The 13,418-nt window shown below is 58.3% G+C and carries 13 protein-coding genes; 7 read left to right on the top strand and 6 right to left on the bottom strand.

Annotation, left to right across the window (positions count from 1 at the left end):
• Positions 1-80 precede the first annotated feature (80 nt).
• Complete coding sequence (locus AB1E37_RS17395) at positions 81-518, top strand: YbhQ family protein (protein ID WP_004176793.1); 438 nt, start codon at positions 81-83, stop codon at positions 516-518.
• A gap of 60 nt (positions 519-578) precedes the next feature.
• Here AB1E37_RS17395 and AB1E37_RS17390 read toward each other — a convergent pair whose 3' ends face one another.
• The 6 genes from AB1E37_RS17390 to AB1E37_RS17365 all read right to left on the bottom strand — a co-directional run bounded on the left by AB1E37_RS17390 (position 579) and on the right by AB1E37_RS17365 (position 7,321).
• Entirely contained in the window at positions 579-1,685 is a 1,107-nt protein-coding gene (locus AB1E37_RS17390) for an ABC transporter permease (RefSeq protein WP_004142068.1), read from the bottom strand.
• A 129-nt stretch (positions 1,686-1,814) separates the two neighbouring features.
• On the bottom strand, positions 1,815-2,948 hold the full coding sequence (locus AB1E37_RS17385; protein WP_002895739.1) for an ABC transporter permease: 1,134 nt from the start codon (positions 2,946-2,948) through the stop codon (positions 1,815-1,817).
• Positions 2,938-4,677: an ATP-binding cassette domain-containing protein gene (locus tag AB1E37_RS17380; protein ID WP_004223782.1), complete on the bottom strand. Its 1,740-nt coding sequence runs from the start codon at positions 4,675-4,677 to the stop codon at positions 2,938-2,940. Before AB1E37_RS17380 ends, AB1E37_RS17385 begins: the two co-directional genes overlap by 11 nt.
• Complete coding sequence (gene hlyD, locus AB1E37_RS17375) at positions 4,670-5,665, bottom strand: secretion protein HlyD (RefSeq protein ID WP_002895745.1); 996 nt, start codon at positions 5,663-5,665, stop codon at positions 4,670-4,672. Before hlyD ends, AB1E37_RS17380 begins: the two co-directional genes overlap by 8 nt.
• Positions 5,665-6,324, bottom strand: coding sequence for a transcriptional regulator CecR (gene cecR, locus AB1E37_RS17370; protein WP_002895746.1), 660 nt, complete (start codon positions 6,322-6,324; stop codon positions 5,665-5,667). The genes hlyD and cecR overlap by 1 nt, the downstream gene beginning before the upstream one ends.
• Positions 6,325-6,397: 73 nt before the next feature.
• Positions 6,398-7,321 carry a LysR substrate-binding domain-containing protein gene (locus tag AB1E37_RS17365; protein ID WP_004147689.1) on the bottom strand — a complete coding sequence of 308 codons (924 nt, stop codon included), beginning with the start codon at positions 7,319-7,321 and terminating at the stop codon, positions 6,398-6,400.
• Here AB1E37_RS17365 and AB1E37_RS17360 point away from each other — a divergent pair.
• From AB1E37_RS17360 to rhlE, 6 genes are all read left to right on the top strand, one after another.
• A complete protein-coding gene (locus AB1E37_RS17360; protein WP_004142057.1) occupies positions 7,313-7,450 on the top strand; it encodes a hypothetical protein in 138 nt (45 codons plus the stop codon). The genes AB1E37_RS17365 and AB1E37_RS17360 overlap by 9 nt on opposite strands.
• Positions 7,451-7,737: 287 nt before the next feature.
• The gene (locus tag AB1E37_RS17355; protein ID WP_002895749.1) at positions 7,738-9,069 is read left to right on the top strand and encodes an MFS transporter; all 1,332 of its coding nucleotides are present in this window, start codon (positions 7,738-7,740) and stop codon (positions 9,067-9,069) included.
• Positions 9,070-9,119: 50 nt separating this feature from the next.
• Positions 9,120-9,869: an SDR family NAD(P)-dependent oxidoreductase gene (locus AB1E37_RS17350; protein ID WP_002895750.1), complete on the top strand. Its 750-nt coding sequence runs from the start codon at positions 9,120-9,122 to the stop codon at positions 9,867-9,869.
• Positions 9,870-9,882: 13 nt separating this feature from the next.
• Positions 9,883-10,728, top strand: a complete 846-nt coding sequence (locus tag AB1E37_RS17345; RefSeq protein ID WP_002895753.1) for a transketolase — start codon at positions 9,883-9,885, stop codon at positions 10,726-10,728.
• Complete coding sequence (locus tag AB1E37_RS17340) at positions 10,728-11,720, top strand: transketolase family protein (protein WP_032447428.1); 993 nt, start codon at positions 10,728-10,730, stop codon at positions 11,718-11,720. The genes AB1E37_RS17345 and AB1E37_RS17340 overlap by 1 nt, the downstream gene beginning before the upstream one ends.
• A 214-nt stretch (positions 11,721-11,934) precedes the next feature.
• Positions 11,935-13,269 (top strand): ATP-dependent RNA helicase RhlE, encoded by a 1,335-nt coding sequence (gene rhlE, locus AB1E37_RS17335; RefSeq protein ID WP_117116857.1) that lies wholly within the window; start codon positions 11,935-11,937, stop codon positions 13,267-13,269.
• Positions 13,270-13,418: the final 149 nt, after the last annotated feature.

The raw sequence follows: 13,418 nt of genomic DNA, 5'->3' as shown, positions 1-13,418 counted from the left end.
CAAAAAGATGCGGTGTTACGGAATTTTCCGTAAAGTGCGGTACTCTGAGTAGCAGAGAAAAATCCTTCAGGAGAGAAGCCATGAAGTGGCAACAACGTGTACGCGTCGCAACGGGTCTTAGTTGCTGGCAGATTATGTTGCATCTACTGGTCGTGGCAGTACTGGTGATGGGGTGGATGAGCGGCGCGCTGGTGCGTGTCGGATTGGGACTGTGCGTCCTCTACAGCGTCACGCTGCTGGCGATGCTGTTTTTACAGCGTCACCATGAGGCGCGCTGGCGCGATGTGGGAGACTTCCTTGAGGAGCTCACCACGACCTGGTACTTCGGCGCGGCCATGATAGCGCTGTGGCTGTTGTCGCGCGTGCTGCACAACAACCTGCTGCTGGCCCTCGCCGGGCTGGTGATACTGGCAGGCCCGGCGGTGGTCTCGCTGCTGGCGAAAGATAAGAGCCGTTACCCTAAAGCGTTCGGGCTACAACAAGGCGGCAACGCAGCGAATCCCCAGAAGCATAGATAACTATGCGACTGGGGTGAGTAAGGAAAGCCAACGCCGTTGTAGTTTGAACGATGACGGGTATTACGCAATCTTCCTTCGGAACATCGCATACGCCGCTGAGCCGGTGGTGGCCGCTATGACCAGTAGCGGCCACAAACTTCCCCACACAATCTCCAGACTCGCATCCTTCAGATAAATTTGCTTGGTGATATCGGTAAAGTGGCGGATGGGATTTATCCAGGTCAGATCCTGCAGCCACTGCGGCATGTTTTCCACTGGTGAGACGTACCCCGACAGGAGAATAGCCGGCATCATAAAGACGAACACGCCGATAAACGCCTGCTGCTGGGTGGCGCACAGCGACGAAATCAATAAGCCAAAGCCCACCAGCGATAGACCGTAAATCACCATGGTGAAATAGAACAGCAGCAGCGAGCCGGCAAACGGGATCTGATAGGCCCAGATACCAATCGCCAGCACGATAGTTGCCTGCAGGGTGGCGACGATCAGCGCCGGCACCGCCTTGCCGACGAAAATTTGCCAGGTGGCAAGGGGGGAGACCAGCAGCTGGTCAAGGGTGCCCTGCTCGCGCTCGCGAGCCACCGACAGCGAGGTGACGATCATCACCCCGATGGTAGTGATCATGGCGATAAGCGACGGCACCACGAACCATTTATAGTCGAGATTCGGGTTGTACCAGTTGCGCACCACCAGCTCGCTGTTGTTCGGCTTCGCTTTACCCTCCAGCAGCTCCTGCTGATAGTTTTTCACAATCTGTTGCAGATAGTTGGCGGCGATTTGCGCGCTGTTGGAGTTGCGTCCGTCGAGCAGAAGCTGCAGCGGGGCGGTTTGATAGTTATCCAGATTGCGCGAGAAATCGGCCGGGAAGCGCACCACCAGCAGAGCTTTTTGTTCATCGATGGTCGGCTGGATCGCCTGCGGGCTTTGCAGCAGCAGGACGTGGGTAAAGGCTTTGGCGCGGGCAAAGCGCTGAGTGAGTTCCACCGCGTGGCGACCGCTGTCCTCGTTGTAGATAGCGATGGTGGCGTTGGTCACCTCCAGCGTCGCGGCAAAGGGAAAAAGCAGCACCTGAATCAGCACCGGCATGATTAAAATCGCCCGCGTCTGCGGCTCGCGCAGCAGCGACTGCAGCTCTTTGCGGATTAATGTCCATAAACGGTGAAACATAATAGCTCCTTTGGCCCATTCAACCACGCCGGGCGGCACTGCGTTTGCCCGGCCTACGGGATCGGCGAACCGTATAATCGATGTTGTTTAAACCGTAGGCCCGGTCGGCGCAGCGCCACCGGACAAAACCTAATCCAGACGCCGTTTGGTTTTCAGCCACGTCAGACCGATAAACATCACCGCCGACGCAATCAAAAACAGCACGTTGACCAGCAGCACCACCGGAATATTGCCCGCCAGAAACAGGCTTTGCAGAGTACTAACGAAATAGCGCGCCGGGATCACATAGGTCACCGCGCGGATCACCGCCGGCATACTGTCTATCTGGAAAATAAACCCGGACAGCATAATCGACGGTAAAAAGGCGGCGTTCAGCGCCACCTGCGCGGCGTTAAACTGGTTGCGGGTAATGGTTGAGATCAGCAGCCCCATCCCCAGGGTGCTGAGCAAAAACAGACTGGTAATGACAAACAGGATCGGCAGCGAGCCGCGATAGGGCACGCCGAGAATAAATACCGACACCAGCATACACAACAGCATCGCCAGCATGCCGAGGAAATAGTAGGGAATGAGCTTGCACAGCAGCAGTTCGGCGCGGGTGATCTCCGTCGACAGCAGCGCCTCCATGGTGCCGCGCTCCCATTCGCGGGCCACCACCAGCGAGGTCAGTATGGCGCCGACCACGGTCATGATGATGGTGATCGCCCCGGGGATAATAAAGTGCTGGCTAATAGCCGCCGGGTTAAACCAGTAGCGCATCTGCACGTCGATCAGCGGTTCAAAGGTTTCGCCGCGGTCTTCCGCCCGCTGCTGCTGCCAGATTTGCCAAATACCTTCCACATAGCCCTGAGCGAAGTTGGCGGTATTGGGCTCGCTGCCGTCGGTGATGAGCTGCAGCGGTGCGTCGGCGCCGGGGCGGGCCATCTGGCGGTCGAAATCCACCGGAATGACCACCATGGCGCGGATGCGCCCGGCCTGCATCATCTCAATCAGCTGCCTGCGGCTGTCGCTGACGGTGGCATCGATATAGGGCGAGCCGGTCATGGTATGGACGAAATCCAGCGCCTCTTCGCTCTGCTGCTCAAGCAATACGCCGACCCGCAGCCTGCTGGAGTCGAGGTTAATGCCGTAGCCGAAGATAAACAGCAGCAGCAGGGGGATCACCACCGCGATCAGCCAACTGCTGGGATCGCGCACAATCTGCCGGGTCTCTTTGACGCACAGGGCGCGGACCCGCCGCCAGGAGAGAATGCTATTGCCCATGGCTATTCTCCTTGTCCCAGCGGTTAATCAGGGTAATAAACGCCTGCTCCATGGTTGGGTCCGTCTGGCTGTCGTCCGCCGCCTGGGCCTTCAGCGCATCCGGGGTCCCGCTGGCGATAAGCTTGCCGTGATAGACCAGCCCGATGCGGTCGCAGTATTCCGCCTCATCCATAAAGTGGGTGGTGACCATTACCGTCACGCCTTTATCAACCATGCTATTAATATGTAGCCAGAACTCGCGGCGGGTAAGGGGATCGACGCCGGAGGTGGGTTCATCGAGAAACAGAATATCGGGTTCATGCATCAGGGAGCAGGCCAGCGCCAGCCGCTGCTTGTAGCCGAGCGGCAGCTCGTCGGCGGCGTGGCGGGCGATACTTTTCAGGCCAAAGGCATCGCTCATCCGGGCGATTTTTTCATTTTGCGCCCGGCCGCGCAGGCCATAGACGCCGGAGAAAAAGCGCAGGTTTTGCTCGACGCTGAGGTTGCCGTACAGCGAAAATTTTTGCGCCATATAGCCCAGATGCTGGCGCGCCTTGCCAGAGCTGACCTTGAGATCCATTCCCAGCACCAGCGCTTTGCCGGAGGTGGGCACCAGCAGGCCGCACATCATTTTGAAGGTGGTGGATTTCCCGGCGCCGTTGGGGCCGAGCAGGCCGAAAATTTCACCGCGCTTAACCTGGAAATCGACATGGTCGGTAGCGGCGAAATCACCAAACTTTTTCGTTAACGACTGGGCTTCAATGACCGTTTCCTCTTTGCTGCCGTCAACGTGATGGATAATCGCCCCCAACGGCGATTCAGCGGTCCCGGCGCCGCCGAGCAGGTCGATAAACGCATCTTCAAAGCGCGGCGCGGTGTCGGCCACCTGCAGGGGCGGCATGTCGCCATGCTGCTGGACTTCCTCAATGCGCGCGTTCTTTTTCAGGATCAGACGCACCGATTTGCCCTGGATCACCCCGTCGCTAACCTGCGGCAGCTTCAGCGCCCGCTGCAGCAGGCGGCGGTTGTTCTCCTGCGGGCTAGAAACCAGAAAGCTGCGCCCGGCCATAGTTTGCGTCAGCGCCGTCGGCTCACCCTGGTAGAGCAGTTTGCCTTCGTTCATCAGCAGCACATCGCGACACTGCTCGGCTTCATCGAGATAGGAGGTGCTCCACAGGATCAGCATGCCGTCGCCGGCCAGCTCGTGCACCATCTGCCATAGCTCGCGGCGCGAGATAGGGTCGACGCCGACGCCGGGCTCATCGAGCAGCAGTACTTTCGGATCGCCCACCAGGGTACAGGCGAGGCCCAGCTTTTGCTTCATCCCGCCGGAAAGCTTGCCTGCCAGCCGTTCGGTGAATGGACCAAGGGAGGTGAACTCCAGCAGGCGGTCGAAAATTTTCTTCCGCGCCTCGCCGGTGACGCTGCGCAGGTCGGCGTACAGGGTCAGGTTTTCCATCACCGTCAGATCTTCATACAGGCCGAACTTCTGCGGCATATAGCCGAGCACCGCGTGCAGGGCGCTGTCGTCTTTTAGCGGGTCGAAGCCTATCACGCTGGCGCGGCCCTCATCAGGCTTGAGCAATCCGGCGAGCATTCGCATCAGGGTGGTTTTCCCCGCGCCGTCGGGCCCCACCAGCCCGGTGACGTAGCCGGCGCGGATCGTGCAGGTGAGCGGCGCTACCGCTGGCCTGTCCATACCGGGAAAACGGCGGCTCAGGCCGTTTAAGGCGATGACGGTCTCACTCATGTCCGTTCCCGTGGCTAAAGGAGATGGTCACCGGCATTCCCTGGCGCAGCGCGCCGTCGGCATCAGTCACCACAATGCGCAGACGGTAGACCAGATCGGTGCGCAGATCCGGGGTCTCGACGGTCTTCGGCGTGAATTCAGCGCTCGGCGAGACAAAACCGATTTTGCCGTGATAGGGCTTATCCGGCCGGCTGTCGGTATAGAGCAGCACTTCTTGTCCCGGCTGCGCCTGGCCGAGGTTTTTCTCGTCAACATAGGCGCGGACCCACACCGGATGCGTTAACGACAGGGTCAGTACGGTACCGCCGGCGTTGAGCATAGTGCCGGGCTCGACGGCGCGGGTCATCAGCGTACCGTCAGAAGGGGCGGTGAGCACGGTATCGTGCAGGTCCAGTTTGGCCTGGGCCAGCGCCGCCTGCGCCTGTTCCAGACTGGCTTTGGCCTGGGCAATCTCCTGCGGGCGGTTACCGGCGCGATACTGACGCAGCTTATCCTGCGCCGATTTGAGCGTTGCCTGCGCCTGATCGCGCGAGGAGCGGGCATTCTCCAGATCGTTGGCGGAAATGGCGCTGCTGGCGCGCAGCCCGAGCTGGCGCTGATAGAAGTTTTGCGCATAGTCGTAAGCGGCCTGCGCCTGTTTCACCGCCGCCGCGGCCTGGGCAATCTCTTCCGCGCGGTAGCCGGCCATCATCAGGTCATACTGCGCCTGGGCGGTGGAGACGTTGGCCTGCGCCTGCAGCAGGGCGTTTTCATACGGCGCGCGGTCAAGCTCGCCGAGAGTTTGCCCGGCGCGGATGCTGTCGCCTTCGTCGACGGTCAGCGAGGCCAGCCTACCGCCAACGCGGAAGCTCATGTTGACGGTGCGGATATCGACATTGCCATACAGGGTCAGCGGCTGCTGCCGGCTGCTCTGGTACCACCACCAGCCGCCGCCCAGCGCGGCGAGAAGAATCACGATCAGCAGAATGACGACGACGGGTTTTTTCATCAGCCCAAACTCCTTTGCGATAACCCATGCAGGATGAAATCGATATGACAGGTAATGACTTCGAAAATCTGTTCCGTTTTTTGCGCGTCAAACTGCGTCCAGCCGGTGCGCAGCAGGATAGTTTCACGCCCGAGACGGAAAGCGAGCACCTCGCCCAGCAGGGCGTGGGTATGGAGGATCATTTGCGTATCACTGGCTTCGCAGCCGGTCCAGGCGGCAATCAGCCGGGTGAGATAATGGTGCAGGGGGGCAATCACCTGCTGGTGGATCAGATGGTAGGCGGCGGTCGGCGCCAGCTGCTCACGGGAAATGAATTTGCTTAGGTTAACCGTATCGTCCTGGGTGAGCAGCAGGATCATGTTGTGGCAGGCGCTAAGGATGAGGTCGCGGATCGCCTGGCGATCCGGCGCTTCCCCGGCAAGCAGGTGCTCCGCCGCTTCGGCCTGCGGGCGAAAATTGTCGCCGATAAAATCGGCGATCCACTGGGCGCAGGCAAGATACAGATCGTCTTTCGAGCCAAAATAATAGGTGATAGCGGCGATATTCTGCCCGGCCTGGGCGGCGATATCGCGGGTGGTGGCGTGCTGGCCGTACTCGCCAAACTGGGCGATAGCGGCCGCGATAAGCTGATTTTTTGCCTGTTCGCCTTTACTGGTCATCGCGCTCGGTAAAAATTAATCAATCGATTGATTAACTTTAGGCGCCGACTGGCGGTTTGTCCACCAGCCGGGATCAAATATGGAACCCTTCCTCTTTCAGCTCTCCGGCGACCCAGGCGAAGAAGCGCTGGACCTTCTCCTTCTGTTCATTAGCGTGGGGGAGGACGAAGTGGTGCGCGCCGACCGGCATGCTCCGCTCGTCGGCAAATACCGGCGTCAGCTGTCCCTGGCGCACGTGTCCGCCGGCCAGCAGATTGCTCTCGAGGATCACGCCCATCCCCATTCTGGCCGCCTCGATGCTCATATATGACCGGTCGAAATTAAAAATGAAGTTTTTATGCCAGCCGCGGACCTTGTGCCACGACAGCCAGTTGCTCCAGTTAATCAAGGTGCTGTCGGAGTGGATCAGATCGCAGGCCAGCAGATCTTCCACAGCCTGCACAGGATGGCAGGCTAAATAAGACGCTGCGCTGTAGGGCAGGACGCGCTCATTTTTAATGGTTCTGACCAGCAGCGTCGGCCACTGTGACAGCCCGTGACGAATATCGATATCAATATTATCCCGGGAGAACTGGATGCTTTCGTATGAACAGGTCAGGCTGATTTTTAACGCCGGCCACGCCTGGCGGAATTTATCCAGACGGGGCATCAGCCATAGCAGGCCGAAGCTCGGCGCCGAATGAATGCGTAAATAATCCTGATGGATATCGTTGATCACCTGGCTGGTGGCCTGGCCAATCATATTCAGCGCCCCGGAGACCTCTTTGAGATATTTTTCTCCCACCGCCGTTAACGTGACGCCTTTGCTGCTGCGGGAGAACAGTTTTTTCCCCAGAAAGTGCTCCAGGCTGGCTATCTGATGGCTGACCGCCGAGGCGGTAATATTGAGATTCTCTGCGGCCAGATTAAGGCTGCCGGTAGCGGCGACTTCAATAAAAGCCTGGATATTGCGTAAAGAGGGCATCGGCAGATTTTTATTGGGTAGCGGTTGGCTCATGGTGGCATCCTGCGCGGGGCGCGAATAAAAGAAAATAGCGAACAGCGTGGCGCAGCCGGGATGTACAGCATAGGGAAAAGCGAAAAAACAACGTTAATTTGTGATGGGCTTAACAATTTATCTTGTTAAAAGCGCGCAGGTCAGAAAACGCTAAAAATTTGCGGGAAGTCACTAACTCAATTTTTCTCAATCATAATTGAGGTTTTTTGAATACCGTTTCATTTTGGGGTTGTTATATTCCTCTCACAGGCCTGATAACAAACTGCGATGTGCTTGCATCGCAATTATAAAACACCTAACCACCTGTTTCGCTGGCGAAAAGCATTTATCTCTTGCTCCTGTATGGATAGTAAAACGCGGTGATCCGAAGCGGCAGCTTACAGCGAAGTGGATGAGGTATAAAACGAGGAAACCCTATGTCACGTATAGATACGCTGGTCTGTACTGACGCCAGGAAAACGAAATATCGTTTCGTGGTTTTGACGATGATTTTTCTGGTGTATGCCATCAATTACGCCGACCGAACGAATATTGGCGCGGTACTGCCTTTCATCATTGATGAGTTTCATATCAATAATTTTGAAGCCGGGGCCATCGCCAGTATGTTTTTCCTCGGCTATGCGGTAAGCCAGATCCCGGCCGGCTTTTTCATCGCCAAACGCGGTACCCGGGGGCTGGTATCGCTCTCCATTTTCGGCTTCTCCGCCTTTACCTGGCTGATGGGCACGGTGAGCTCCGTGTTTGGCCTGAAGCTGGTGCGGCTGGGACTGGGGCTGAGCGAAGGGCCTTGCCCGGTGGGGCTGGCTTCCACCATAAATAACTGGTTTCCACCAAAAGAGAAAGCCACGGCAACCGGCGTTTACATCGCGGCGACCATGTTTGCGCCGATTATTGTGCCGCCGCTGGCGGTGTGGATTGCGGTGACCTGGGGGTGGCGGTGGGTCTTTTTCTCTTTTGCTATACCCGGAATTGTGGCGGCCATCGCGTGGTATCTGCTGGTCAAATCCAAGCCTGCTGAGAGCGGATTTGTTTCCCAAAGCGAACTGGCAGAGATTAATGCCGGGCGTGAAAGTCATAATAATAGCGTACGCGAAAATATCTTAATTGCCGAAAGATTCACCTGGCTGGATAAAATCATTCGGGTAAAGAAAATGGCGCCAATTGATACGGCGAAAGGCTTATTCACCTCAAAAAATATTCTCGGTGACTGCCTGGCGTATTTTATGATGGTTAGCGTGCTGTACGGATTATTAACCTGGATCCCCCTGTATTTAGTCAAAGAGCGCGGTTTCGATGTAATGAGTATGGGCTTCGTGGCCAGTATGCCGTGCATCGGCGGCTTTATTGGCGCGATCGGCGGCGGATGGGTTTCGGATAAGCTATTAGGCCGCCGGCGTAAACCCACCATGATGTTCACTGCGGTGTCAACGGTGGTCATGATGCTAATTATGCTGAATATCCCGGCCAGCACCCTGGCAGTTTGTATTGGATTATTCTTTGTCGGCTTTTGTTTAAATATCGGCTGGCCAGCCTTTACCGCGTACGGTATGGCCGTTTCGGATAGCAAAACCTATCCAATCGCCTCTTCCATAATTAATAGCGGCGGCAACCTCGGTGGATTTGTCGCGCCGATGGCGGCTGGTTTCTTGCTTGATAAAACCGGAAGTTTTAATTCTGTATTTACCTATTTTGGTATCTGCGCCGCCATTGGTTTGGTGGTGATTCTTTTCCTCGATGAACCACAATAACGGAAATATATCCTGTTAATTAATATGACGTAATGTCATGGAGTGAAACTATGTTATTAAAAGATAAAGTCGCCATTATTACTGGCGCGGCCTCCGCACGCGGTTTGGGCTTCGCGACTGCGAAATTATTCGCCGAAAACGGCGCGAAAGTGGTCATTATCGACCTCAATGGCGAAGCCAGTAAAACCGCCGCGGCGGCATTAGGCGAAGGCCATCTCGGCCTGGCGGCCAACGTCGCTGATGAAGTGCAGGTGCAGGCGGCCATCGAACAGATCCTGGCGAAATACGGTCGGGTTGATGTACTGGTCAATAACGCCGGGATTACCCAGCCGTTGAAGCTGATGGATATCAAGCGCGCCAACTATGACGCGGTGCTTGATGTTAGCCTGCGCGGCACGCTGCTGATGTCGCAGGCGGTTATCCCCACCATGCGGGCGCAAAAATCCGGCAGCATCGTCTGCATCTCGTCCGTCTCCGCCCAGCGCGGCGGCGGTATCTTTGGCGGACCGCACTACAGCGCGGCAAAAGCCGGGGTGCTGGGTCTGGCGCGGGCGATGGCGCGCGAGCTTGGCCCGGATAACGTCCGCGTTAACTGCATCACCCCGGGGCTGATTCAGACCGACATTACCGCCGGCAAGCTGACTGATGACATGACGGCCAACATTCTTGCCGGCATTCCGATGAACCGCCTTGGCGACGCGATAGACATCGCGCGCGCCGCGCTGTTCCTCGGCAGCGATCTTTCCTCCTACTCCACCGGCATCACCCTGGACGTTAACGGCGGCATGTTAATTCACTAAGCGAGGCAAACAGATGAAGATGACCGAATCACAAAAAGTCGCCGCGGCGGCGTGGCGTATTCGCCGTTACGCCCTGCAAATGGGGGAAGTGCAGGGGCAGGGCTATATCGGCCAGGCGCTGGGCTATGCCGATGTGCTCGCCACCGCCTTCAGCCATGCCATGACCTATCGCCCGGAAGATCCCGAGTGGGAGGGGCGCGATCGCTTCCTGCTCTCTCATGGCCATTACGCTATCGCTTATTATGCCGCGCTGCTGGAGGCGGGCATTATCCCGGAAGCCGAACTGGAAACCTACGGCTCCGACGACAGCCGCCTGCCGATGTCCGGCATGGCGACCTACACCCCGGGGATGGAGATGTCCGGCGGCTCGCTGGGGCAGGGGCTGTCTATCGCCGTCGGCATGGCGCTCGGGCTGCGGCAGAAACAGAGTAAGGCCTGGGTCTACAACTCCATGTCCGATGGGGAGCTGGACGAAGGGTCGACCTGGGAGGCGGCGATGTCGGCGGCTCACTATGGCCTGAGCAACCTGATTAACCTTGTCGATGTCAACAAACAGCAGGCTGATGGCGATTCACGCAAAATCCTCGGCTTTGAGCCGCTGCAGGATAAATGGGCCGCCTTCGGCTGGTACGTACAGCGCGTGGACGGTAACGATCTGCCGGCGGTGATGGCCGCCTTTGACAACGCGAAAAGTTATTCCGGCAATCAGCCGCGGGTCATTTTATGCGACACGCTGATGGGCAAAGGGGTGCCGTTCCTCGAAACCCGCGATAAAAACCATTTTATTCGCGTCGATGCCGACGAATGGCAAAAAGCGATCGCGGTGCTGGACGCTAACAAACCGGAAGGAGTGCTGTAATGAGCCAGAGTCAACCCCGTTTAAAAACGTCGGCGATGATCGCCTCGATTGCTGATGAAGGCCAGGCGACCGTCCCTGCGCCCTTCGGCGTCGCGCTGTCAAAACTGGCGGCGCAGCGCCCGGAAATCGTCGGCATGACTGCGGATCTGTCAAAATATACCGACCTGCATATTTTCGCCCAGGTCTTCCCGGATCGCTTTTTCCAGATGGGCATGGCCGAACAGCTGCTGATGGCGGCGGCAGGGGGGATGGCGAAGGAGGGATTTATTCCTTTCGCCACCACCTATGCCGCCTTTGCAACCCGTCGCGCCTATGATTTTATTCACCAGGTCATCGCCGAAGAGCATCTGAACGTGAAGATCTGCGCGGCGCTGCCGGGCCTGACGACCGGCTATGGCCCCAGCCATCAGGCCACCGAAGATCTGGCGATCATGCGCGGTATCCCCGGGATGGTTATCGTCGATCCTTGCGATGCGCTGGAGATAGAGCAGGCGGTACCGGCCATTGCCGATCACCAGGGGCCGGTGTATATGCGTCTGCTGCGCGGTAAGGTGCCGCTGGTGCTGGATAAATATGACTATCAGTTCGAACTGGGTAAGGCGAAGCTGCTGGAGGACGGCAACGATGTGCTGATTATCTCCTCCGGGCTGATGACCATGCGCGCGCTGGAGGCGGCTGAAAAGCTGCGGGCCGATAATATCGGCGTGGCGGTTCTGCACGTGCCGACCATCAAACCGCTGGATGAGAAAGCGATTATTGAACAGGCGTCGAAGCCGGGCCGCCTGGTGGTAACTGCGGAGAACCACACCGCGGTCGGCGGCCTGGGGGAAGCGGTGGCCGCGCTGCTGATGCGTAAGGGCGTACGCTGTGAGCTGGATAGCGTGGGGCTGCCCGACGCGTTCCTGTTAGCCGGCGCCCTGCCGACCCTCCACGATCGCTACGGCATCTCCACCGCGAAGATTGTCGAAAAAATTAAGTATCGTCTGCGTTAACCGCGCTGCTATGGCCCACTGGCCGCTGAGCGCGCTCAGCGGCCTTCTCATGCCCGCCAGCCAGGCGCGGCATTCTTTTGCAGATTTTATGCGGCCTGTCACAAAATCTGCTAGACTGCGCCCCTTCATGGCATTGTGGTTTTTGCCATCTCTTATCGCAATAATCTCCCTGAAAACTACGCCCTTCACCGGGCCGGGGCGGTTCGGAGTTGTTATGTCTTTTGATTCCCTAGGCCTGAATCCCGATATCCTGCGCGCTGTCGCTGAGCAGGGCTACGTTGAGCCGACCCCTATCCAGCAGCAGGCGATCCCGGCGGTACTGCAGGGCCGTGACCTGATGGCCAGCGCCCAGACCGGCACCGGTAAAACGGCGGGCTTTACCCTGCCGCTGCTGCAGCGCCTGATCCAGAATGAGCCGCACGCAAAGGGCCGTCGTCCGGTGCGCGCGCTGATCCTGACCCCGACCCGTGAGCTGGCGGCGCAGGTGGGCGAGAACGTCCGCGATTACAGTAAATACCTGAATATTCGCTCGCTGGTGGTCTTTGGCGGCGTGAGCATCAACCCGCAGATGATGAAGCTGCGCGGCGGCGTCGACATCCTCGTCGCCACCCCGGGCCGTCTGCTGGATCTTGAACATCAGAACGCCGTCAGTCTTGATAAAGTAGAAATCCTCGTGCTGGACGAAGCGGACCGCATGCTGGATATGGGCTTTATCCATGACATCCGTCGCGTACTGGCCAAACTGCCGGCGCGTCGACAGAATCTGCTGTTCTCGGCGACCTTCTCCTACGAGATCAAGGGCCTGGCCGAGAAACTGCTGCACAACCCGCTGGAAGTGGAAGTGGCGCGTCGTAACACCGCGTCCGAGCAGATCACCCAGCACGTCCATTTTGTTGACAAGAACCGCAAGCGTGAACTGCTGTCGCAGCTTATCGGCGAAGGCAACTGGCAGCAGGTGCTGGTGTTTACCCGTACCAAGCATGGCGCCAACCACCTCGCGGAACAGCTCAACAAAGACGGCATCCGCAGCGCGGCGATCCATGGCAACAAGAGCCAGGGAGCGCGTACCCGCGCGCTGGCCGACTTTAAATCCGGCGGCATTCGCGTGCTGGTGGCGACCGATATCGCCGCCCGCGGTCTGGATATCGAAGAGCTGCCGCACGTGGTGAACTACGAGCTGCCGAACGTACCGGAAGATTACGTCCACCGTATCGGCCGTACCGGTCGCGCGGCGGCCACCGGCGAAGCCTTATCGCTGGTGTGCGTGGATGAGCATAAGCTGCTGCGCGATATCGAGCGCCTGCTGAAAAAAGAGATCCCGCGCATCGCGATTGCCGGCTATGAGCCGGATCCGTCCATTAAAGCCGAACCTATCCAGAACGGTCGCCAGCAGCGCGGCGGCGGTCGTGGGCAAGGTCAGGGACGCAGCGGACAGCCGCGCAGCCAGAATAATGCCCCGCGCCGTCAGGACGGCGAGGCGCCGAAAGCGCGCACTCAGGACGGCAAACCGCCGCGCCGCCGTCGCCCGCGTAAACCGGCTGGCGAATAACACGCTGATGTCCGGGCCGCGATAACGCGCCCCGGCTCAGGCCCGTCTGTCCGCTACGCGGCGGCGGGCCTTTTTCTTTCCATTACACTATTTGTCGAGCAGGCTTCCACACTCCGCAGAAAGCAATACCTCCGGGCGGGCAAAAATGG

Source organism: Klebsiella sp. Shm-1, assembly GCF_040804525.1.
Taxonomy (GTDB): Bacteria; Pseudomonadota; Gammaproteobacteria; order Enterobacterales; family Enterobacteriaceae; genus Klebsiella; species Klebsiella pneumoniae.
The sequence above is the reverse complement of the archived record's forward strand: the minus strand, read 5'-3'. Positions and strand labels throughout refer to the sequence as shown.

What these genes read in the sequence shown, in the direction of transcription:
- AB1E37_RS17340 (WP_032447428.1), top strand. Translation starts at nt 10,728, where the DNA reads ATGAGCCAGAGTCAACCCCGTTTAAAAACGTCGGCGATGATCGCCTCG.
- AB1E37_RS17345 (WP_002895753.1), top strand. Translation starts at nt 9,883, where the DNA reads ATGAAGATGACCGAATCACAAAAAGTCGCCGCGGCGGCGTGGCGTATT.
- cecR (WP_002895746.1), bottom strand. Translation starts at nt 6,324, where the DNA reads ATGACCAGTAAAGGCGAACAGGCAAAAAATCAGCTTATCGCGGCCGCT.
- rhlE (WP_117116857.1), top strand. Translation starts at nt 11,935, where the DNA reads ATGTCTTTTGATTCCCTAGGCCTGAATCCCGATATCCTGCGCGCTGTC.
- AB1E37_RS17380 (WP_004223782.1), bottom strand. Translation starts at nt 4,677, where the DNA reads ATGAGTGAGACCGTCATCGCCTTAAACGGCCTGAGCCGCCGTTTTCCC.
- AB1E37_RS17355 (WP_002895749.1), top strand. Translation starts at nt 7,738, where the DNA reads ATGTCACGTATAGATACGCTGGTCTGTACTGACGCCAGGAAAACGAAA.
- hlyD (WP_002895745.1), bottom strand. Translation starts at nt 5,665, where the DNA reads ATGAAAAAACCCGTCGTCGTCATTCTGCTGATCGTGATTCTTCTCGCC.
- AB1E37_RS17365 (WP_004147689.1), bottom strand. Translation starts at nt 7,321, where the DNA reads ATGAGCCAACCGCTACCCAATAAAAATCTGCCGATGCCCTCTTTACGC.
- AB1E37_RS17385 (WP_002895739.1), bottom strand. Translation starts at nt 2,948, where the DNA reads ATGGGCAATAGCATTCTCTCCTGGCGGCGGGTCCGCGCCCTGTGCGTC.
- AB1E37_RS17390 (WP_004142068.1), bottom strand. Translation starts at nt 1,685, where the DNA reads ATGTTTCACCGTTTATGGACATTAATCCGCAAAGAGCTGCAGTCGCTG.
- AB1E37_RS17350 (WP_002895750.1), top strand. Translation starts at nt 9,120, where the DNA reads ATGTTATTAAAAGATAAAGTCGCCATTATTACTGGCGCGGCCTCCGCA.
- AB1E37_RS17395 (WP_004176793.1), top strand. Translation starts at nt 81, where the DNA reads ATGAAGTGGCAACAACGTGTACGCGTCGCAACGGGTCTTAGTTGCTGG.